Source organism: uncultured Faecalibaculum sp. (assembly GCF_910588395.1).
Classification (GTDB): domain Bacteria; phylum Bacillota_I; class Bacilli_A; order Erysipelotrichales; family Erysipelotrichaceae; genus Faecalibaculum.
The window spans coordinates 59,332-79,948 of the sequence record NZ_CAJUPA010000003.1 but is presented as its reverse complement, the minus strand read 5'-3'; the positions used below and the strand labels follow the sequence as shown (position 1 = coordinate 79,948).

At 53.7% G+C, this 20,617-nt stretch carries 20 protein-coding genes and 3 tRNA genes; 11 read left to right on the top strand and 12 right to left on the bottom strand.

What is annotated here, in order from left to right; genetic code table 11:
- Positions 1 to 9: 9 nt before the first annotated feature.
- Positions 10 to 492 (bottom strand): hypothetical protein, encoded by a 483-nt coding sequence (locus QZ305_RS01595; RefSeq protein ID WP_294729743.1) that lies wholly within the window; start codon positions 490 to 492, stop codon positions 10 to 12.
- Positions 493 to 601: 109 nt separating this feature from the next.
- On the opposite strand from QZ305_RS01595, the gene QZ305_RS01590 reads away from it, so the two are divergent.
- Entirely contained in the window at positions 602 to 1,291 is a 690-nt protein-coding gene (locus QZ305_RS01590) for a DUF1292 domain-containing protein (protein WP_294729742.1), read from the top strand.
- Positions 1,292 to 1,414: 123 nt separating this feature from the next.
- On the opposite strand, the gene QZ305_RS01585 is transcribed toward QZ305_RS01590, so the two are convergent.
- Both QZ305_RS01585 and QZ305_RS01580 read right to left on the bottom strand, forming a co-directional pair.
- Positions 1,415 to 2,872, bottom strand: a complete 1,458-nt coding sequence (locus QZ305_RS01585) for a glycoside hydrolase family 1 protein (RefSeq protein WP_294729741.1) — start codon at positions 2,870 to 2,872, stop codon at positions 1,415 to 1,417.
- 178 nt (positions 2,873 to 3,050) lie between these two features.
- On the bottom strand, positions 3,051 to 3,353 hold the full coding sequence (locus QZ305_RS01580) for a PTS lactose/cellobiose transporter subunit IIA (RefSeq protein ID WP_294729740.1): 303 nt from the start codon (positions 3,351 to 3,353) through the stop codon (positions 3,051 to 3,053).
- Between the two features lie 246 nt (positions 3,354 to 3,599).
- Here QZ305_RS01580 and QZ305_RS01575 point away from each other — a divergent pair.
- Positions 3,600 to 3,676: transfer RNA gene (locus QZ305_RS01575), tRNA-Arg, on the top strand.
- A gap of 120 nt (positions 3,677 to 3,796) precedes the next feature.
- Positions 3,797 to 3,873 (top strand) — tRNA-Arg (locus tag QZ305_RS01570).
- Positions 3,874 to 4,030: 157 nt separating this feature from the next.
- Here QZ305_RS01570 and sstT read toward each other — a convergent pair.
- On the bottom strand, positions 4,031 to 5,317 hold the full coding sequence (sstT, locus tag QZ305_RS01565) for a serine/threonine transporter SstT (protein WP_294729739.1): 1,287 nt from the start codon (positions 5,315 to 5,317) through the stop codon (positions 4,031 to 4,033).
- Between the two features lie 150 nt (positions 5,318 to 5,467).
- Here sstT and QZ305_RS01560 point away from each other — a divergent pair.
- Positions 5,468 to 5,543 (top strand) — tRNA-Ala (locus tag QZ305_RS01560).
- Here QZ305_RS01560 and QZ305_RS01555 read toward each other — a convergent pair.
- The gene (locus QZ305_RS01555; protein WP_294729738.1) at positions 5,522 to 5,692 is read right to left on the bottom strand and encodes a hypothetical protein; all 171 of its coding nucleotides are present in this window, start codon (positions 5,690 to 5,692) and stop codon (positions 5,522 to 5,524) included. The two genes, QZ305_RS01560 and QZ305_RS01555, sit on opposite strands and share 22 nt — an antisense overlap.
- Positions 5,693 to 5,794: 102 nt before the next feature.
- Here QZ305_RS01555 and uraA point away from each other — a divergent pair, with 102 nt between their 5' ends.
- Positions 5,795 to 7,123 carry a uracil permease gene (gene uraA / locus QZ305_RS01550; protein ID WP_294729737.1) on the top strand — a complete coding sequence of 443 codons (1,329 nt, stop codon included), beginning with the start codon at positions 5,795 to 5,797 and terminating at the stop codon, positions 7,121 to 7,123.
- Positions 7,107 to 7,967 carry a patatin family protein gene (locus tag QZ305_RS01545; protein WP_294729736.1) on the top strand — a complete coding sequence of 287 codons (861 nt, stop codon included), beginning with the start codon at positions 7,107 to 7,109 and terminating at the stop codon, positions 7,965 to 7,967. Before uraA ends, QZ305_RS01545 begins: the two co-directional genes overlap by 17 nt.
- A 69-nt stretch (positions 7,968 to 8,036) precedes the next feature.
- Here QZ305_RS01545 and QZ305_RS01540 read toward each other — a convergent pair whose 3' ends face one another.
- The 3 genes from QZ305_RS01540 to QZ305_RS01530 all read right to left on the bottom strand — a co-directional run bounded on the left by QZ305_RS01540 (position 8,037) and on the right by QZ305_RS01530 (position 11,179).
- Positions 8,037 to 9,389 carry a hypothetical protein gene (locus tag QZ305_RS01540; RefSeq protein ID WP_294729735.1) on the bottom strand — a complete coding sequence of 451 codons (1,353 nt, stop codon included), beginning with the start codon at positions 9,387 to 9,389 and terminating at the stop codon, positions 8,037 to 8,039.
- Positions 9,390 to 9,453: 64 nt separating this feature from the next.
- On the bottom strand, positions 9,454 to 10,644 hold the full coding sequence (locus QZ305_RS01535; protein ID WP_294729734.1) for a glutamate-cysteine ligase family protein: 1,191 nt from the start codon (positions 10,642 to 10,644) through the stop codon (positions 9,454 to 9,456).
- On the bottom strand, positions 10,628 to 11,179 hold the full coding sequence (locus QZ305_RS01530) for a DJ-1/PfpI family protein (RefSeq protein WP_294729733.1): 552 nt from the start codon (positions 11,177 to 11,179) through the stop codon (positions 10,628 to 10,630). Before QZ305_RS01530 ends, QZ305_RS01535 begins: the two co-directional genes overlap by 17 nt.
- Before the next feature lie 123 nt (positions 11,180 to 11,302).
- Here QZ305_RS01530 and QZ305_RS01525 point away from each other — a divergent pair, with 123 nt between their 5' ends.
- The gene (locus tag QZ305_RS01525) at positions 11,303 to 11,860 is read left to right on the top strand and encodes an HdeD family acid-resistance protein (protein ID WP_294729732.1); all 558 of its coding nucleotides are present in this window, start codon (positions 11,303 to 11,305) and stop codon (positions 11,858 to 11,860) included.
- The gene (locus QZ305_RS01520; protein WP_294729731.1) at positions 11,857 to 12,294 is read left to right on the top strand and encodes an Rrf2 family transcriptional regulator; all 438 of its coding nucleotides are present in this window, start codon (positions 11,857 to 11,859) and stop codon (positions 12,292 to 12,294) included. The genes QZ305_RS01525 and QZ305_RS01520 overlap by 4 nt, the downstream gene beginning before the upstream one ends.
- Before the next feature lie 157 nt (positions 12,295 to 12,451).
- Here the strand turns inward: QZ305_RS01520 and QZ305_RS01515 are convergent, their stop codons facing one another.
- From QZ305_RS01515 to QZ305_RS01505, 3 genes are all read right to left on the bottom strand, one after another.
- A complete protein-coding gene (locus QZ305_RS01515) occupies positions 12,452 to 14,611 on the bottom strand; it encodes a YhgE/Pip domain-containing protein (protein WP_294729730.1) in 2,160 nt (719 codons plus the stop codon).
- A gap of 318 nt (positions 14,612 to 14,929) precedes the next feature.
- The gene (locus tag QZ305_RS01510; RefSeq protein WP_294729729.1) at positions 14,930 to 16,000 is read right to left on the bottom strand and encodes a branched-chain amino acid aminotransferase; all 1,071 of its coding nucleotides are present in this window, start codon (positions 15,998 to 16,000) and stop codon (positions 14,930 to 14,932) included.
- Positions 16,001 to 16,170: 170 nt separating this feature from the next.
- The gene (locus tag QZ305_RS01505; protein ID WP_294729728.1) at positions 16,171 to 17,058 is read right to left on the bottom strand and encodes a sugar phosphate isomerase/epimerase; all 888 of its coding nucleotides are present in this window, start codon (positions 17,056 to 17,058) and stop codon (positions 16,171 to 16,173) included.
- Between the two features lie 229 nt (positions 17,059 to 17,287).
- On the opposite strand from QZ305_RS01505, the gene QZ305_RS01500 reads away from it, so the two are divergent.
- The 3 genes from QZ305_RS01500 (at position 17,288) to QZ305_RS01490 (ending at position 19,996) form a co-directional block, all read left to right on the top strand.
- Entirely contained in the window at positions 17,288 to 18,397 is a 1,110-nt protein-coding gene (locus QZ305_RS01500; protein WP_294729727.1) for an ABC transporter ATP-binding protein, read from the top strand.
- Positions 18,398 to 18,536: 139 nt separating this feature from the next.
- Positions 18,537 to 18,731 carry a hypothetical protein gene (locus QZ305_RS01495; RefSeq protein WP_294729726.1) on the top strand — a complete coding sequence of 65 codons (195 nt, stop codon included), beginning with the start codon at positions 18,537 to 18,539 and terminating at the stop codon, positions 18,729 to 18,731.
- A gap of 164 nt (positions 18,732 to 18,895) precedes the next feature.
- Positions 18,896 to 19,996 (top strand): SH3 domain-containing protein, encoded by a 1,101-nt coding sequence (locus QZ305_RS01490; protein WP_294729725.1) that lies wholly within the window; start codon positions 18,896 to 18,898, stop codon positions 19,994 to 19,996.
- A gap of 92 nt (positions 19,997 to 20,088) precedes the next feature.
- Here QZ305_RS01490 and QZ305_RS01485 read toward each other — a convergent pair whose 3' ends face one another.
- A complete protein-coding gene (locus QZ305_RS01485; protein WP_294729724.1) occupies positions 20,089 to 20,574 on the bottom strand; it encodes a hypothetical protein in 486 nt (161 codons plus the stop codon).
- Positions 20,575 to 20,617 lie beyond the last annotated feature (43 nt).

Sequence of the window (20,617 nt, the reverse complement as noted above, 5' to 3'; positions counted from 1 at the left end):
CTGAGGTATTCAGCAGAGAAAATATCTGGGTTCCGGCCGCGAGGACTCCGGGTTCCAGAACAGAAAGTCCTGGCTTCCGTGTTCCCGGGCAACGCTTTCCAGAAACTGCGGAGCAGCCATGAAATCCATGCCCATCTGGTTTGTATTCTCCAGATAGCGGATGTCATCATGACTCACCAGACCCACCATCATCTTGTTGGAGGCCACAACAGACCAGACATACATCTCGCTGTTGAGGATTTTGTCCACATCCGACTTCAGGTCTTTCAGATCCTGCCGCGATGTTCCGTATTCCTGTTTCCAGTTGCCGAAGGATAGAATGGCACCGGAGGAACAGGTCTGAATATACAGATTTTCCAGACCTACCGGGTTGATCACAGCGAGAACTTCCTCATCAGGCTGCAGGGAATCGAATTCCTGCATCCGGGAGCTGAACACTTCAAGCTCTTCCTCTTTCAAAAAATCTTTCATCACTTCAGAGATTTGATTCATGCGATCCACCTCCTGATGACAATCAATTTCCTGAAGACAGGTTTGTCCTGTCAAAAGTATATATAACATGGAACTATGCAGAAAAGAAGGCCACTGCTATAGTGAACTCATGCAGGACAATCAAATCATCATCGATAACAGACCATATGACATTCTGTTCACCTTCCGCTCGCCGGACCAGAAACTGTTTCTTCTTCTGCAGGAAGAAGAGCAGGTATTTGCTGTCCGCTATGAGGAAAACGAGTCCGGAGAGCCGGAGCTGTTTCCCGTTTCGGACCGCCAGATCGAGCGGATCATCTCCGCCTACAACCAGGCTGTGCAGGACACTTTCTATATCGGGGACGTTCCATACCATCGTCAGACAGAAACCGCCGGCTTCATTCTGGCTTCCAGCGAAAACGACCCGCTGATTTACGTACCCTTTTCCCCGGATAACCGGGAACCGGTCCATCTGGATGAAGCCGGTCTGCAGTTTGTGCAGGACAGTCTGCAGGCTCAGCTGAATCTGGACCGTCAGATTCTTCTGGAGGCACAGCCGGGAATTGATGATCCTGAACGGATCGTGGGAGAGGCACTGTGCGAGCAGGACGGAGTTTCTGTATACCTGAACTTCCGCCGGAATCCGGCCGGAGAACTGGTGTTTGTGGAAAACGGAAAACCGGTGGTCCGCAAAGACCGGCAGCAACAGCTGCGGCAGAAGTTTCTGGACTGGGAACAGAGCGAGTACAAAGAAGCAGCAGCGGTGCAGGTCCGCAATGCGCCGGTCCCCGAGCCGGATGGCAGCCCTCAGGGAGAATGACCGGCTGAAGGAGACTCAGAGACAATACGCAGAAAAACAGAAAACAGGCATCTGTCCCGGCAGCCGGCTTTCGCAAGTCAGCCCGCATGCAGGAACGTATGCCTGTTTTTCGCATATCCCTGTCTACTCCGGGGAATCCTCCGCGGAATCTTCTTCCAGCTTTTCCCCGTTGGAAGAAATGACATCCCTGTACCAGTAGAAACTGTCCTTGGGACGCCGTCTGCCGCCATCTTTCATGTCCACATGAATCAAGCCATAACGCTTGGAGCGCTCTCCGGTGGCGTTGGAAACAAGATCCGCAGCGCTCCAGACGAGATACCCCAGCACAGGCACTCCGTCCTGTACCGCCAGGGCCACCTGATTGATGTGCTCCTTGAGGAATCTGATGCGGTAGGGGTCGTGAATCCGTTCCTCGTCCAGGACATCCTGGGTTCCCAGACCGTTTTCCACCACAAATACCGGGAGCCCGTATCGGTCGTGAATGATATTCATGAAAATCCGCAGTCCCTGAGGATCGTACACATTTCCCCAGCTGTCCTCTTTCAGTGCGGGATTGTCTCCTGCTTCCCTGCCGTGTTCCCGGTCAGCGATCTGACTGTTGTAGTACGTGAAGGCGTAGAAATCAATGGTGCCGTTCTTCAGGATTTCCCGCTCCTCATCCGTGATGTCCAGCACGATTTTGTGCGCTTTCCAGTGTTTGGGCGCAAACAGCGGGTAGGTGCCCTTGACCATGACATCTCCGGCGTAATACACATTGCGCTCCCAGGAAGACAGCATGGTCTGCACATCAACCGGGTCCGGGCTGGCGGAATAGACTGTTTCCGCCATGATGATCCCGCCGATTCTGTTTTCCGGATCGATTTCATGTCCGATCTGCACGGCCATGGCACTGGCCACCAGCATGAAATGTGTCTGCTGATAGGCAGCCTGCCAGATTTCCGGTGAATACTTTTCCGGATCCAGATCGATCTGGGCAATCAGGCTGTTGATTTCGGAGAACGTCATCCAGTATTTCACGAGTCCCCTGAAGGACCGGAAACAGGTCTCTGCGTATTTGACGAACAGGCGGACCGTTTCCCGGCTGCTCCAGCCACCCAGTTTTTCTTCCAGATACAGCGGTGTGTCTCCGTGCCACAGGGTGACCATGGGCTCGATTCCCCGCTGCCGCAGTTCTTCAAAAATCTGCCGGTAGAACGCGATGCCATCGGGATTGGGTTCATCTTCAATCCCGTGGGGAAACAGCCGCGACCAGGAAATCGTCAGCAGGAAAGCCCTGAACCCCATCTGTTCAAACAGTTCGATGTCTTCCCGCCAGTGATGATAAAAATCGCTTCCCTGATGGTTGGGATAGTCATAGTCCTCCAGCACTGCGTACTGTGCGTCTGCGGGAAGTGTGAAGCCAATGGCCTGAGAAGCATGCGGACTGCCGAATTTGTCGATCCAGGTGATTCTGCGGTCCCGCTGGCCGGCTGTCATGACATCGGTGAGTGCCATGCCCCGTCCGCCTTCATTCCAGCCCCCTTCATACTGGTTGGCGGCAGTGGAGGCTCCCCATAAAAAACCTGCCGGAAATCTTTGCATATATTCGTACCCCCTTGTATGCGGTTTACTGCGTGTTCTGTCCCTATTGTAAAACCAACTGGTGATCCGCAACAGTACTCCCCGCTCAAAAAAAAACAGGCCGGTCTGACAGCAAGCGACAGAATCCGCTGTCACTGAACCACGAAAAAAAGCGGCCTGCGCCACCTTTTTCCGGATTTCAGTCGTTTTCAGAATGATACTTCTCGACCATCTCGTGCACCAGCTCTGTCGCCAGGATGGACGACATCAGGTGATCGCGGGAGTGTTCTCGAACATGTTCGCGACCTGTCATATCAAAGGTCAGCAGTTCAGACTCCGCCTGCTGCGCAGCCGAGCACGCGGCATCGCTGATGGAAAGGAGGCGTCTGGCTTCTTCCAGTTCTCCGTCCTTTGCCTTCTTCAATGCCTTGTATGCCAGGTCTTTTGCCTGACGCGCGTTCTTCAGGATAGAAAAACTCACCATATCTGGATATGTATCCATAATCAAACCTCTCTTTTCCACAACTTTCGGCAAAATTTTAACTCTGTTAAACCCGCATCGCAAGCCGCTTACTCCCGGTTACATTACATTTTTTCATTCTGTTTTCAGGAAAAAGGTCGAAGGAACTTCAGAATCGTCCTGTTAATTCGTGTTATCGCTTTCATTGTGCAGTGCAGTGGATAAAACATTGATTGTCATCAGACACTTGCATTCCGGGAGTGGAATTGATAGAATAACTGTGTTGTTGCGCTCGTAGCTCAGCTGGATAGAGTATCAGATTCCGATTCTGAGGGTCGCAGGTTCGAGCCCTGTCGAGCGCGCCATTGAACAGTCAGGAGCTGCAAAGCTCCTTTTTCTTTTTCCGGTCTGTGGCTGCTGATCCAGCTGGCTGCCGTTGCCATTTCTTGCCAAAGCAGCCGCAAAATGCCATAATATCCCCGTATGTCGTCATAGCTCAGCTGGACAGAGCAGCCGCCTCCTAAGCGGCAGGTCGGAGGTTCGAATCCTCTTGACGACGCCATTGTCCTTAAACCCTTCGGTATCGGAGGGTTTTCTTTTTATCTTCCGGCAGCAGAAACAAACCGGTCCGGGAGTCCACAGACTTCCTGACTCTGTATCCTCCATCCAAACAGAAAACGTCTTCCATATGGAAGACGTCATGCACAGATCTGTCCCGTTTACTTATGTTCCTTGGAAGCCTTGTGTCTGCGGGTCAGAAAGGCAGGCAGCGGTTTGCCTTCCCGTCTCCACTGCATAAACTCTGCAGTGGCTGTAAAGGCTGCATCTCCTGCGGAGTTCAGCGCCGTTTCCACAGAATCCTGAACCACACCGATGATGAATCCCACAGCCACGACCTGCATGGCCACATCCTGGCTGATTCCAAACAGCGAACAGGCCATGGGGATGAGCAGCAGGCTTCCGCCGGCTACGCCGGATGCCCCGCAGGCAGCCAGGGCAGAAAGAACAGAAAGAATGATGGCAGCCGGAATGGAGACTTCAACACCCAGCGTGTGAGCCGCAGCCAGTGTCATGATGGTGATCGTGATTGCTGCACCGTCCATGTTGATGGTGGAACCAAGGGGAATGGATACTGAATAGAAATTCCGGTCCAGTCCCATTTTGTCACAGAGCTCCATGTTCACCGGGATGTTGGCTGCAGAACTGCGGGTAAAGAATGCCGGTATTCCGGATTCCCGCAGGCAGCGCAGGACCAGCGGATAGGGATTCACACGAAGACAGCAGAAGATCACCAGCGGTGAAACCACCAGGGCCATGATCAGCATTGTGGAAACCAGCAGCAGAAGAAGCTTGCCATAGTCGGTGAAAATGCTCAGACCGCTGGTGGTCACTGTAGTGAAAATCAGGCCCAGGATCCCGAAAGGAGCCAGATTGATGATCCAGCGGACGATCATGCTCACCGCATCAGCCACATTTCCCATGAAGGCTCTGGCTGAATCGGATGCCACGGCTTTCATCGCGAATCCGAAGAGGATCGCCCACATCAGAATCCCGATGTAGTTGGCGGATGCCACGGCTTCCAGCGGATTTGCAACAACGTTCATGAGCAGTGTATGAACGACTTCTCCCAGTCCCTGCGGGACTGTATCCGCTGTGGCTGCATCCGCCAGCACAAGTTGCTGCGGGAACAGGAAGCTCATCACCACGGCGAGCACAGCGGCAAGGAATGTGGTCAGCATATAGAGGCCAATGACCGTGCCGAACCGTTTGTCCAGGCTCTGTCCGTTCTGGGCAAGGGCACTGGAGACAAGGACAAAGACCAGGACCGGTGCCACGGCTTTCAGTGCGCCGACGAAGAGATTGCCCATTTCTCCAATCCAGGTCCATCCGGGCAGCAGCAGGGCAAGGATCACACCGATGACAAGACCGATGAGTATCCGCAGAATCAGGCTTGTGCTGTTGTATCTGGCAGCTGCAGCCTTCAAACCATTCAGTATGTTTTTCATATCAATCTCCTGACAGTCTACAATTGTAGCACCTGAACCTTTCCACTGTCCGGGCAGAGTGCCGGAAGCAGAAACCGGTTTCAGAAAGTGACGTTTTTCATCGGTTTGTTTGATTATTGAACGCCGATTTGGTATCCTTTCCAATGTAATGGGGTGTTAGCTCAGCTGGGAGAGCGCTAGCTTCGCATGTTAGAGGTCACGGGTTCAAACCCCGTACGCTCCACCATATGCATACAGAGCCTTGGCATAAAGGCTTTTTTTGTTTTTGGGGTTGAAACCAGGAAAAATCTTCCTGAAATTACGTTTTTCGGGGCAGAAACCATCTCCTGTATCTTCATCAATCTGCAGCAGGCAGGCGGCAGAAACCTCTTCCATGTCATAAAGTGTCATTGAAATGACGCAAAACCATGGGAAAGCATTTCGCCGGTTTCCACAATCCTGTATAATTGAGCGGAAAATCAGAAAGTGAGAGGTTTTATGGCGAAAAAAATCTACCAGGTGGACGAAAAAGTCCCCTCCCGCATGCTGCTGCCTCTGAGCATCCAGCACCTGTTTGCAATGTTTGGCGCCACTGTTCTGGTGCCGTTCCTCTTTGGCATCAACCCCGCCATCGTCCTGCTCATGAACGGCATCGGCACGCTGCTGTTCATCTTCATCACCAAAGGACAGGCACCGGCCTACCTGGGTTCCAGCTTTGCTTTTCTGGCACCCGGCAATGCCATCATCGCATCCTTTGGCTATGAATACGCCCTGGGCGGTTTCATTGCCGTCGGCTTCTTTGGCTGTCTGCTGTCTTTCATCATCAAAAAGTTCGGCACAGAATGGATTTCCATCGTACTGCCTCCCGCTGCCATGGCACCGGTCGTGGCGCTGATCGGTCTGGAACTGGCAGGTTCTGCCGCCAGCACCGCGGGACTGCTGGGTGAAAGTGTGGATCCCGTCAATGTGACGGTATTCCTGGTGACACTGGCTGTTGCCGTGATCGGATCTGTCTGCTTCCGCAAATTTCTGGCTGTCATTCCTATTCTGGTTGCCGTGATTGCCGGCTATGCAACGGCGCTGTGTTTTGGAGTGGTGGATTTCTCCGCATTCCAGAACGTCAGCTTCTTCCAGATACCGGATTTCACCTTCCCGAAATTCGACATCAATGCCGTGCTCATGATGCTGCCGGTCCTGCTTGTCATTGCATCCGAGCACATTGGTCATCAGATCGTCACCAGTCAGATCGTAGGGCGCGACCTGATCCGGAAACCCGGTCTGGACAAAACGCTGTTTGCCGACAACTTCTCCACAATGATCTCCGGTTTCCTGGGATCGGTTCCCACAACCACCTATGGTGAAAACATCGGCGTGATGGCGCTGACTGGTGTGTACTCTGTACAGGTTATCGCCGGCGCTGCCATCATCTCCATCATCTGCGCCTTCATCGGTCCGCTGTCCGCACTGATTCAGACCATTCCCAATGCGGTCATCGGCGGAATCTCCTTCTTGCTGTATGGCATGATCGGCGTTTCCGGTCTGCGGATCCTGATCGACGAAAAAGTGGATTTCGGCAATTCCATGAACATGGTGCTGACTTCCGTTGTCTTCGTCACCGGTCTCTCCGGCATCACGCTGACTCTGGGATCGGTTTCCCTGTCCGGCATGATTCTGGCTGCCCTGGTGGCCATGGGACTGTCTCTGCTGTTCTATGTCTTTGACAAGTTCGGCTGGATCAACAAGGAAGAAGCGGCGGAGCCTGAAAATGAATTCACGGAACTGGCGGACGATCTTGCTTCCCGGTCCCAGGATGCCGCAGGAAAATAACCACCGGACCTGTGTCATTGATGTGGGCGGCGGCCTTCGGGACATCTACGGAGCCGGCGTCTTCGACACACTGATGGAGGAAGGCATTGCCTTTGATTTCGGAATCGGCATCTCTGCCGGGGCTGCCAATCTGTGCAGCTTCCTGGCAAGGCAGAGAGGAAGAAACCTGGTCTACTACCGGGATTATTCTCAGCGCCGGGAGTATATGAGTCTCCGGAATGTGCTGCAGAAAAAAGGATTTCTGGATCTGGACTATATCTACTCCACCTTGTCCAACACGGATGGAGAATATCCGCTGGATTATTCGGTCATCTGCCGCAATCCCATGGATCTCATCACGGTGACCACCAACGCCCTGACCGGCTGTCCGGCGTACTGGCACAAAAGCCGGTACAGTCAGGACGACTATGAGCTTATCAAATGCTCCTGCACGCTGCCCTTTGCCTGTCATCCTCACCGGATGCAGGGAATGGAGCAGTTTGACGGCGGCATTTCCGATCCCGTCCCACTGGAAAAGGCGCTGGCCATGGGTGCCGGGAAAATTGTGCTGATTCTCACCCATCCTGTGGATTTCAGACGGACAGATGATCATGACCGGCGGTATGCAAGGGTTTTGTCAGCCCGGTATCCGAAAGTCGCGGAAGCCCTGAAACACCGGGCAGAACGCTACAATCTGGCGCTTGACCGGGCTCTGGAACTGGAACAGCAGGGCAAGCTGCTGATTCTGGCTCCGGAAAGCGACTGTGGTCTGAAAACGCTCACCCGGGATGTCCGGAAACTGCAGGCAATGTATGAAAACGGTCTGCGGGACGGCCGGAAGGTCAGAGAATTTCTTGCCCGTTAAGCCGGTACACTGCAAAAAAACCACCTGTCTTTGAACGCAGGTGGTTTTTCTCATATCAGCTGCCTGCCATCAAACAGGCGGCTGATCCCGACTGTCTTTGACGTACAGAGTCGGAATGGCTTTTTCGTTGTACTGGGTGCTCACCACACGGCCATCTGCCAGGCGGGAATACACTCCGGCAAATTCGCCGTTGTAGACATACAGACCGGTCATGTTCGCATACAGCCGGAAATCATCGCTGACCAGCAGGTCCACATTCTCCGACATGTACGGCGTTACATATTCCTGCACCAGATAATGCCGGCCGGTGAAGTTTCTCACTTCCTTCTCCCACTGTCCCTGGTGCAGGTCCAGACCGCAGAAGACCCCTTTGGCGGCATAGGAATCCTCCGGTTTCAGGATCCATCTGTTTTTGTCATCTGCCAGTATTTCTTCCGCTTTCTCCCTGGTCAGGCGGTATGTCACCGGCAGATGCCTGTTCAGAAACTGCCGCTCTTCTTCTGTGAAATACTTCTGCAGAACCGGGTTCAGCAGTGCCATGTTGATGGCTTTGTGATGAATGATCTGCGTGGCCAGCGGTCCGGCCATGATCACTGCTTTCTGCCGCATGGCTTCCAGAAAGGGCTGAACCTGGTCATATCCTTCCATGATGTCTCTGGTCACAGCCCGGCGGTACACAAGATCAAAGGCTCTTCCCGTCCTGACTGACTTCAGTTTTCCATCCTCGAAGATCAGATTCCGGATATCCGCCACTTCTGTCTCAATGCCACGCTCCTGCATCCGCAGCGCAATCTGGTGCAGTTCCGAAAGATAAGCCTTGTCCAGAAAATCCGTGATGAGAATCACCGGACTGGCCTCCGGATTGCGGCCATGGCGCGTGGCGCTGTGCCAGACTTCCAGCAGGGCATCGATCAGAGAATCCATCAGTTCTTCTGTCTCCACCGCCGGGTGCAGAGCCTGGAAGACGTTGTTTTCACTGAGAAATTCAGTCAGGCGCCTGTTTTCGTTCATGGCACTGGTGCCGTCAGTATTGAACTCGCAGAATTTGAAATCTCCGTTCTGCTCATTGTAGAACACATCAATCCGTGCCACAGGAATGGGATAGGCTGTCATCTGTTCCAGCTGAATCAGTTCTTCCAGGCGCCTGTCAAAGGGAAACAGAGCCCGTACCTGCGGATCCTGCCGGTAGGCGTCCATGGTTTTGTAGAACACCGGCATCATGGTCTGCACGATTCTCTGAAAATTCCGGCGGTCCTGTTCAGAGAAGTATTTGGGAATATGCAGTGTATGAGTAATGTTGGTATGCCCTGCATTGAGTTCTGAATGCGTGATCCGTTTCTGCACCTGCAGAGCCGAGGCTCTGGATTCCAGCCGGTGGGTCTGAATGTACTCTCTGGATTTCTTTTCAATATCTCTGTTCATTTTCTGTCTCCTGACAACGGTCAGCGGGCCCGACCCGGCCACGCATATCCGTCAGGCACCGGGTTCAGCCCTGATAAATATGCCGGCGGGCGGCAATGTTTCTCTGCAGCGCAGCATAATGCTTCAAGTCGGTTCTGTTCATGGCTGCCCGTGCGCGTCTGTCCAGTTCATCCAGCAGTTCTGTCACAGTCTGACCGTACACCTGCGCCTGCCAGTCAATGATCCGCAATGACGATTTTGCCTCCCGGATGTCCTCCTCGCAATCTGTCAGAGACAGAATCCAGTCCAGTGTATCCTCATTGTAGAACACAGACCGGATCAGCGCTGCGTAAGCCGTGATGTAAGGCGGTGCCACGGAATCTGCACTGCGGATTTCAATGAAATTCTTGACACGCACATCCGGAAAGGCCATGGACAGCAGATGCTGAATATGCGCTCTGGTCCAGCCATATTTCTCACCGGCCTGCTTCACGGTCAGTCCAGGTTCAGAAATGAATACATCCTGATCCATCATCAGGATCACCGGGATGTTCTCCAGCCAGTGTGCATAAGCCTGATATCCGAAATCAGGCGAAAACAGACCGGAAGGGATTCCGGTTCTGGCAGGATCGGTGTGAGACCAGATGGAATCCCGCAGCAGAATGTCCCGGTTTTCCCTTCCGGCGTAGTCCGGGGTGTTGGACATCAGGAATGCCAGCAGCGGATGCAGAATATTGGCAGCCCGGACCTTGCGGACAAAATCCTCTTCCCCTGCATAGTCAATGGAGACATGAATGCTGGCTGTGGCTTTCATCATTTCATGCCCTCTGGTCCCTGTATGTGCGAACCAGGCTTCCATGTACTGATACCGGTGCTTGGCAATGCGGTGGACCTGATCTGCCGGTACGGAAGGCAGCCCGCCGGACCAGACCACATCCGCCTGTCTTCCGGCTGCCAGCCGCCGGACCGGATCCATTGCCTCTTCGTACCAGTCAGCCAGCTGATCCATATCCGCGGTATACAGGAACGAGACTTCAAACTGGGATCCCGGTTCCAGGGTGATCAGTGCCCGGTCATTCTGCAGAGCAATCAGCTGACCGTCTTCGTGGAACGCCTGCTCATACTCCGGTTTCAGCTCTTCCAGAATCTGTTCCACACTCTGAGCCGGCAAAGGCCGTCCCGAGGCTCTGTCCAGCAGAAAATGCTCGACCTCCACCCCGACACGGCCTGTTGCATCGGTCTCTCCGGACTGAATGAATTCAGCGATCGGAGTCATAGTAAATCGAAGCCTTCACCTCATCGGTGTGCTGCCTGCCTGTCAGCTTTTCCATAACCGCAAAGGCAAAGTCAATGGCTCCGGCAGCAGATTTGCCTGTCACAAGGTTGCCGTCAGTCACGGCGTAGTCTTCCTGATACTGACCGCCGAAATCTTCGTTCATGGACTTGAAGCAGGTGTAGTTTTTTCCCTTCAGCAGTCCCATGCGGCCCAGGATCGTGGGAGAGGCGCAGATGGCTGCCATGACTTTGGCATCATCCTCTGCAAAGCGGCGGATCTGTTCCCGCACCTTCTCATTCTTTTCCAGCAGTGCGTGCCCGGGACCGCCTGGCAGCAGCAGGCAGTCTGCCTGTGTAAAATCGTAATCTTCCATGGGAATGGTTTTTCCCAGCGTTACGCCGAAACGTCCGGTTTCGGTTTCCCCGTTCTCCGGAGAAACCAGATCCACATCAATTCCACCCCGTCGCAGCAGGGCAATGGGAGCCATGGCTTCCAGTTCTTCAAATCCATCATCCAGCAATACAGCAGTTCTCATCGTATTCACCACTTTCTTTCCCAACGATTATACCAGTCCTTCACCGTCTGCGGACAGCTCCAGGCACTGGGTCAGGACAGGACGCTCAATGTGCACTATACTGATAGGGATTGGAGGAACCCCATGAAACGACTGTTCAGTTCAGGCACACAGCAGACCGGACTTCTCGCCCTGGTGTATTTCATCTTCGGCGTCCTGCTCTGTTTCTTTGCCACCAGTATACTCATCACTGCCACCCGGATCCTGGGAGGCTGCCTCATCCTCTATGGTGCTCTTCAGCTGTATCTGTTCTTTTCCGGACGGCAGTCAGGCCAGGCCAATGGAACCAGGCTGGCTGCCGGTGCTGCGACTGTGATCTTCGGCGGAATCTTTCTGTTCAGTCCGGAAAGCCTGATTTCCATTTTCCCGGTGGCCGGCGCCATCATTCTGATCGTGAACTCTCTGGTACAGATCCAGAAAGCCTTCCAGCTGCGGGATTACGGCTGTGAAGGCTGGTCCATGACGCTGATGCTCGCTCTGGTGCTGCTGGCTGCCGGCGCGGTGATTCTGCTACGGCCCGTGCAGACTGCCTCCTTCATTCTGCAGATCGTGGGCATTTCTCTCATGGCAGAAGCCATCATGATGTTCTGGTCTCAGCATGAAATCGGCAAATACATGCCGCGGGATGGTCGTGACTCATGAAAATATCCACCAAAGGCCGCTACGCCCTGCGCATGCTCCTGGACCTGGCTCAGACCCAGCAGGATGGATATGTGGCGCTGAAGGAAATTGCAGCCCGGCAGAACATTTCCAAGAAGTATCTGGAACAGATCGTCATCGCCCTGAATCCCACCGGGATTCTGACCAGCAACCGGGGTTTTCAGGGAGGCTACCGTCTTGCCAGAGCGCCCCGGGACATATCCGTGCTGGAAGTGCTGGAAGCCACGGAGGATTCTATGGCACCGGTTACCTGCCTGCGCTCGGAAGTCAATACCTGCCCCCGGCAGTCACAGTGTTCCACGCTGTCCCTGTGGACTGGCCTGTACGATACAGTAAAATCGTACCTTGGAAATATCACGCTGCAGCAGCTGCTGGACGAAAGCGCGGCACTGACCGGCAACGATTACATCATCTGATCAGCCCGGGCAGAAAACCTCCGGTTTTCCTGTCCTCTCTGTCTGTCACAACACACAAAGCTCCGGCTGCACAGCCACACAGGCTGCAGAACCGGAGCTTTTTTCGTGGAATCATCAGCCGGATCTCCGTCCGGACAAAACATCCGGCAGGTTGGGTTTATCCAATGATGCCGGTCTCCTCGATTTTTTCCTCAATGTAGTCCTTGACCCTGATCAGCGGTTTGCGCAGTCCCAGGCCAATGAAGAGAGAAACCAGAACCCAGCCTGAAAGCCTGAGCAGATCCATCCAGTAGTGATTGCCGTAAATCCCGGCTACGCATTCCCGCATGCCATTGATGGAGAAGTTGAAGGGGAAAAACGGGTACAGATCCTGATACAGCTGCGGCAGCGTCTCGATGGGGAACGTGCCGCCGGAACCGGCGACCTGCACCACCATCAGAATCACAGCCAGAGCCTTGCCCACGTCCCCGAAGGAAACCGTCAGGGTGTACATGAGCAGCGAATACGTCAGTGCAGTGCAGACCGCCATGAGCACGAACAGTCCCGGCTCCACACACTGAATTCCCAGCATGTACAGATCCCCCAGCGAAATCACCAGTGCCTGCGCCACGCTGATGGTCGCAAACAGCAGATACCGGCCGAAATAAGCCTGGGCCGGAGTCAGTCCCCCGAACTCCTCCGGATCCTTCACTTTGGTCTTCACGATGGCTACATTGACCAGAGCTCCCACCCAGATGGCCAGCACAGTGTAGAAAGGCGCCATGCCTGAGCCGTAATTCCGGATCGGGTAGATGGAATGTGTGCTCAGACTGACCGGCTCTTTCAGAAATCCCGAAATCAGTGCCGGATCTCTGGCCAGCAGCTGAGACAGTTTCTCCAGACGCTCATCTCCGGAAACCGACTCGATCTCTTTGATGTATCCATCCAGTTTTTTTCCGGCTTTGACCAGCAGATCTCTGGATTTGGCCAGGGTATCATTGGCGGAGGAAATGGAATTTCTGGTGGAAGACAGAGCACCGGAAACTGATCCCTGCAGCGAATTGGCACCCTGTACCAGACCGCTGGCCATATCCAGCTTGGCATTGATCTGATCCTGCAGACCGTTGAGATCCGCCATCAGTGTGCCATCATAGGCATCCACGATGGATTCATGAACCGAAGTCACCTTCTGCAGGCTCTGGGAAGCTTTGTCCAGAAGATCCTTCGGTATCTCCTTCCCTGCCTGCGCAGTCTGCCGGATGGTTTCCAGGGTGGCTGAAGCATCGGTGAGCGTCTGTCCGTTTTCCTGCACATGAGCAATGATGGTATCCAGTGAAGAAACCGGCTGCGGCAGCGCATTCTGCAGATTCTGGAGAGCAGAGAGAATCGAGCTGTTCAGACTCTGAAGTGTCTCCATCTTGCCAATGGCAGTGGAAGCCAGCCTGTCAGCAGATCCGCTGTCAGCAGAAGCCAGCTGGTCCAGCTGCTGCCGGGCATTGTCCAGTTCCGTGCCATAGTGATCCAGTGAAGCACCCAGAGAGGAGGAAAGCGCCTGGAATGTATTATCGGCTGTGGCAAATCCATCAGCCACATCCGTCCGGGCTGAATCAATCTCCGAAGACACAGCCCCGGTATCCGGAATCAGATTGCCGGCGGAAGCCAGAGCCGAATCCAGCTGACCGGTACTGGAAATGATCATGGACAGCAGCGTCTCGTAATCCTCCAGCGAATCCCGGGCTTCATTCAGGGCAGCCGTCACCTTCGTCACAGTCTCGCTTTCTTTTGAATCCAGCTCGGCGTCCACATCCTGAAGCAGGGTGGACAGAACGGAGCTGGCTGTTTCAATGAAGGTCTCATTCACCTGCAGCTGCACGGCATTCACCCCGGCATTGGTGATTTTCGGAGCAATGGCATTTTTCTTCTCATTTACATAATAGTCAATCTGCGGCTTTTTCAGCTCCAGTTCGGTGATTGACAGCATGTCTTTCGAGAATGTCTTCGGGATGATGATTGCCGCATAATACTCTGCACTTTTGACACCATCCAGCGCTTCGGTTTCATTGACAAACTGCCAGCCGATCTGCTTGTTCTCCGTCAGTTTGTCCACAATCATGCCGCCGACATTCACGTTGAGGCCTTCCAGGGAAGCCCCATCATCATTGTTGGCTACTGCGATCCTGATCCCCTGAGTATTCGAATACGGATCCCAGTTGGAATGAATGTTGAACCAGGCATACAGCGCCGGAATGATCACAATGCCGATGACGATGATCATCGCAAACAGGTTGTGGCTCAGCTTTCCGAGGTCCCGCTTGTATACTTCCCAGATTTTCTTCATTTTCTTCCTGCATCCTTTCTGTCTGCAAATCAGTGCATCCGGCGGCAGCCTGGGGGGGGCAGGCACAGAGGTCCTGATACTGTGAATTTTAGTGGATAAAGCAAGTCATGGCATCTGTCACAACCGGGAAAGTGGTGAAACCCGGCAACTGCTCTGCCTTTTCCTCCTTCGTGCCGTCAACAGGGATCAGGCTGCTGTCTGCCATGGACATGAAAAATGGCAGGATGCCTGCCTCAGGGGTGCTGCATCCTGCCATGTTCCGGTTGTATCTGTGTGAGAGGACAGACTGCTGTCAGCCTTCCCCTGCATTCCGGAAAATCAGTCTTCCGTTACCGTCTGTGTCCAGCCATAGGGATCTTCCAGTTCTCCCCACTGAATGCCGGTGAGCGTATCGTAGAGTTTCTGCGTCAGATCTCCGGTTTTGAATCCATTGATCTGGTGCTTCTCTCCCTTGTAGCACAGTTCGCCAATGGGCGAAATGACAGCTGCCGTTCCTGTTCCCCAGGCTTCCTGAAGCTTTCCGTCTCTGGCTGCTGCCATGAGTTCGTCAATGGCCATGTGCCGTTCTTCCACTTCATAGCCCCATTCCCGGAGCAGATGGAGAATGGAATCCCGGGTTACGCCCGGAAGCACTGTGCCATCGGTGGGTGCTGTCACGACTTTGCCGTCAATCAGGAACATTACGTTCATGGACCCTACCTCTTCCACGTATTTCCGGTTGACACCATCCAGCCACAGCACCTGATCATACCCGGCAGCTTCCGCTTTTTCCTGGGCTTTCAGACTGCCGGCATAGTTGCCGCCGCATTTGGTGAACCCGGTGCCGCCCGGAGCTGCCCGGATGTATTCATCCTCCACCCAGATTTTCACCGGATTGACCCCGGAAGCGTAATAAGCGCCGGAGGGTGATGCGATGATGATGAATTTGTATTTTGCGGAAGGATGCACGCCCACGCCTTCCTCAGTGGCAAACATATAGGGGCGAATGTACAGCGATTCTCCATCTCCGGAAGGAACCCAGTCCGCTTCCTTTTCCACCAGAGCGCGGACGGCATTCACAAACATGTCTTCCGGAACCGCCGGCATGCTCATGCGTTCATTGGAGTTGATGAACCGCCTGGCATTCATTTCCGGGCGGAACAGCTGAATGGCGCCGTCTTTGGTGCGGTAGGCTTTCAGACCCTCGAAGGTTTCCTGGGCGTAATGCAGGACCATGCTGGCCGGAGACATTTCGATGGGTCCGAAGGGGACAATCGCCTGGTCCCACCAGCCGCCTTTGTTTTTATCGTATTCCGCCACATACATATAGTCGGTATAGAGTTTGCCGAATCCAAGAGGTCCCTGGGGTTTGTCCTTCAGCGACGCGGCTTCTTCAAAACGGATATCCATGATTGTTCCTTCTTTCCTTGATTCTCAATACTGAAAAGTTAGCACCGCCTCAGATTTTTTTCAATGCGTTTTTCAGTTCTGAAAGAATCTTTCAGAACAGTGATTCCTTCTGCAGATACAAAAACAGAGGAGGCAGTCTCCTCCTCATATCCGCTCACAGCTCACAGGCTTTACAGATTCATGTCCCGGACGCATCCGGACAGGACATCGATCTCCTTCACGCAGGTATCCGGATCCAGTTCCGGTTCCAGGGAAACGGTCACATCCAGTGCGGCGATCCGGGGCAGCAGGCTGATGTAATCAATATCCCCCTCCAGCATACCGGTGTGGACAAAAGGCTTTGCCAGCGCCAGATCGAGGTGATAGTTTTTCAGGTGAATATGACAGATGTCGTCCTTCACTTCCTGAAATTCTTCTTCCAGTGTTGTGTTCAGCCATTGTTCCGGCACCTGTGTGACTTCCGCCCGATAGCTGTTGCCCGGGTCCCAGAGCATTTTGAGTGAAGGGGAATTCACTCTGCGCACAATCTCCCGGGTCATGCGGCCTTTGGGCAGATGGGAATACGGGCAGTTTTCCAGAGCCAGGATTTTTCCATGATCCCGGGCAATGTCCGCTGCTTCTTTCATGACAGACGCGATCCGATTCAGGTCTTCCTCCGTTCCGCCCAGTTTCCCTGGCTGATTGTCCGGATAGCGGAAAGGAAAGACCCGGATCACATTGCATCCGAATATATCCGCCAGATCGCAGACATGTTTCAGCTGATCCAGATGGTCCCGGATATTACCCCGGAATACCGCGAATTCCGGTTTGAACAGAGAGATCTCATAGTCGTCGTACAGCGGGCACATGAAGAAAATCGTGGATGCCAGACTTGCCACTGTCAATCCTGCTTCATCCAGACAGGCTTTTGCCTCCCTGGCTTCCGCCTCGCTCAGGCATTCCACGCTTTTCCCGTCGAGTCCGTGCAATTCAACATGCTTCAGCCCATGGTCCCGGGCTGTCAGAGAAGCAATGGACAGATTCTGGGTAATCTGATCCGTGATGATACTGGTTTTCATGATTATATGTTATATCATTATAGCTTTTAACACAATGATTCTTCCGATTATTCCGGGTCAGTATGCCGCAATTTGCCACAATTTGTAAAAAAATGATATTTCATTCCTGACCTGTGTGCAATTAACACTGAAGTTGTCCTATAATGGGAATGGTGTTGTAAGCATTTTCATTGACCTCAGCCATGTTCTGAAGCCGGAAATGCTTTCGATGGTAGTGAAGGAGAATCATATGTCAGAAGTAACATTGAAGAACATCAAAAAAGTCTATCCCAATGGTTTTCAGGCGGTAAAAGACTTTAATCTGGATGTCAAGGACGGAGAATTTGTCATTTTTGTCGGACCTTCCGGCTGCGGAAAGTCCACGACCATGCGCATGATCGCCGGTCTGGAAGACATCACCGACGGTGACCTGCTCATTGACGGCAACCGCGTCAATGATGTGGAACCCAAGGACCGGGATATCGCCATGGTCTTCCAGAACTATGCTCTGTATCCCCACATGACGGTGAAGGAAAACATGGAATTCCCCCTGAAGATCCGCAAGATGTCCCAGGATGAAATCGACAAACGGGTGGCACAGGCTGCCCGGACTCTGGATCTGGAAAAACTGCTGGACCGCAAGCCCAAGGCTCTGTCCGGTGGTCAGAGACAGCGTGTGGCCATGGGCCGTGCCATCGTGCGGGATCCCAAGGTCCTGCTGCTGGACGAACCTCTGTCCAACCTGGATGCCAAGCTGCGTGGACAGATGCGTGTGGAGATCTCCCGTCTGCATGAAAGACTGGGCGCCACGATGATCTATGTAACCCACGACCAGACCGAGGCCATGACACTGGGTGACCGGATCGTGGTCATGAGCGACGGCGAAGTGCAGCAGATCGACACGCCGCAGTACCTGTACGATCACCCAGCCAACAAATTCGTAGCCGGCTTCATCGGGTCTCCCCAGATGAACTTCCTGGATGGCGTGGTCACCGAAAAGAACGGCAAAGTGGCTGTCCGGGTGGGAGACACGGATATCGCGATCGATCCTGCCAAAGGCAAGGTGCTGAAGAACAACGGCTACATGGGCAAGGAAGTGACCATTGGCGTGCGTCCGGAGGATCTGTATGACACACCGGAGCACCTGGAGCTGTACAAAGATTCCAAAGCGAAGGCAAAAGTGGCTGTCCGGGAGAACCTGGGTGCAGAAATCTATCTGTATACAGATTTCAACGGGGCACAGCTGACTGCCCGGGTGGATCCGGAATCCGGAACCCAGGTGGGAGATGTGGTGGAACTCTCCTTCAACCCTGCCAAGATCCACGTATTTGACAACGAGACCGGAAAAGCAGTCGAATAATCATTCGCTGTCATCCAGTAAAACTGTTGACCAGAGCTCCGGTGATCCGGAGCTTTTTTGCGGAACCTCAAGTGTGGATACCTCTGCATCAGACAGCAGAATTCTGATTTTCTTAAGAAAGAGATGCTACACTGGCTGTATGAACAATCAAAACAACAGTCAGACGCCGGGATACGCCTACGTATTCGCCATCGGCGCAATCATTCTCGCTGTGATTCTGCTTCCGATCATCTGGAAGATTTTCAAGGGAATCGTCAAGATCTGCCTCATTCTGGCCGTGGTGTTCTGTGCCTGCTACGGAGCCTATATCCTGTTCACCGGGAAAAAGAAATGAACCGGCTCCCCGATCTGATTTGTCGGGGAGCTTTTGCATTGATCCGCTTTGCTCCTGTTTCTGCCGCAGATTTCCGGCGACTGGTGCCGGATTCTCCCGAATTGACTCCTGCAGGATGAAAAATGCGGGACTTTTCCTTAAAATAATGCTGGAGGACCTTAACCATGAATCGAATATCATTCGCCCTTCTGGCTTCTGCCATGATCGGCCTTGCAGGCTGTACAGCCTGCACCCCCGGACAGGACAAGCCGGCAGAAACAGAAAAAGACAATACAACGCTGTCAGCCATTGCGCTGACTTCCGAATTCCACACAGCAAAAACCGGTGAAGAGGTTTCCATCACCATCAAAACCACACCGGCAGGAATCTCGCTGACTTCGCAGGATTTTGAAGTCAGCGGCGGAACTCTCACCATGGATGGCAGCAATGCGAAGTTCAAGGCAGACACTGCCGGCAATTACACCATTCAGGCCAAAAAGGACAAAATCACCAGCAATACCCTGACGCTGGAAATCGTGGATGTGGAAAGCCAGGATCAGGCAGCCGCAGATCAGGCTCCGGCAGACAGCGGGACCGTTTACGCAGACCCAGGAGTACAGAACCAGCAGCCTGCGGCCGAAGCACCGGCACAGGCTCCCGCGGACAACAGCGGCAGCCAGGACAGCAGCGGTTCCCAGAATACAGGTGCCCAGACCACAGCCCCGGCTGTCCTTACAGTCAAACAGGTTCTGAACAATCCGGCAAAATACAACGGACAGACCATCGTTGTACAGGGCTCTCTGCCACAGACAACTGTGACCGATCCTGACGGGAACCAGGTCATGGTCATGTATCCCGCTGCCGGCGACACATCTTCACGCCTGTATCTGTCCGGGAACACAGATTTCGGATTCGGCGGCTGTGACGCGAAGCTTACCGGTGTGATCCGGCAGGGCGCAAACGGTATCTGGACACTGGATGTGACCAGCGCAGAACAGACCGGACCCAGCGGTGCAGACAGCAGCGCCACAGACAAACCGGTCTCCACTCTTCCGAAATCAGGCACATTCCACTTCACAGTGGACAGAGTCCGGATCCGGTACGGAACCGATGGTCTGAGCTCCAAAGAAAGCGGAAAATACTTCAACAGGGGAGACAGCGTGAAATACAGCAAAGTCTACGAAAAAGACGGATACACCTGGATCTCCTACAAGGCTTACAGCGGCAAAACATGCTCGGTGGCTGTGGGCGACACGAAAACCATTCAGTACGGCTACGCTGACTGAGGATGCGGCTCCAGCTGTCTCCCGACAGCACAACACCCGGCGGATCATACCTTCGCCGGGTGTTTTCTGTATTGTCCAGTTTTCCATCAGGCTCAGCCCGGGCATCCTCCGGCTTCGTCACAGACTTCCAGGACTTCTTCGGTGCTGGTGTCCCGCAGAATATAGCCGGACTGGTCACGGTCCACTCTCCCGGAAACCATGACCACCGCATTGCCGGGGGTATCCGCCGGGATTTCAATCCGGATCCGGTGGTCCTGATCCGCCGGTTTCCCCCGCTGGTAATAAAACCCGATGGGGACTCCGTTCTCATCGCCTATGGTGGACATGGGTGTCTGCCCGATGACAGTCACTGTCTGATTCAGCAGATCCTGTCCCTGGCTGAGAATGTCATCCACCTCCAGTGCATCTCCGGCAGCATCTTTTGACAGGGACGATCCGGATTCTGTTCCGGCGTATCCGTCTCCTGCTGCATCTGTCTGTGTTTCCGGATTCTGTCCGGGTTTGGCGGACTGTGCCCCGCTGCATCCAGCCAGAATCAGAATCGCAAAAAGAGCCACATTCCGCAGACTGCGTTTCATGGACATCCCTCCTCATCTGCGTTTTCTCTGTCTCATCGTAACA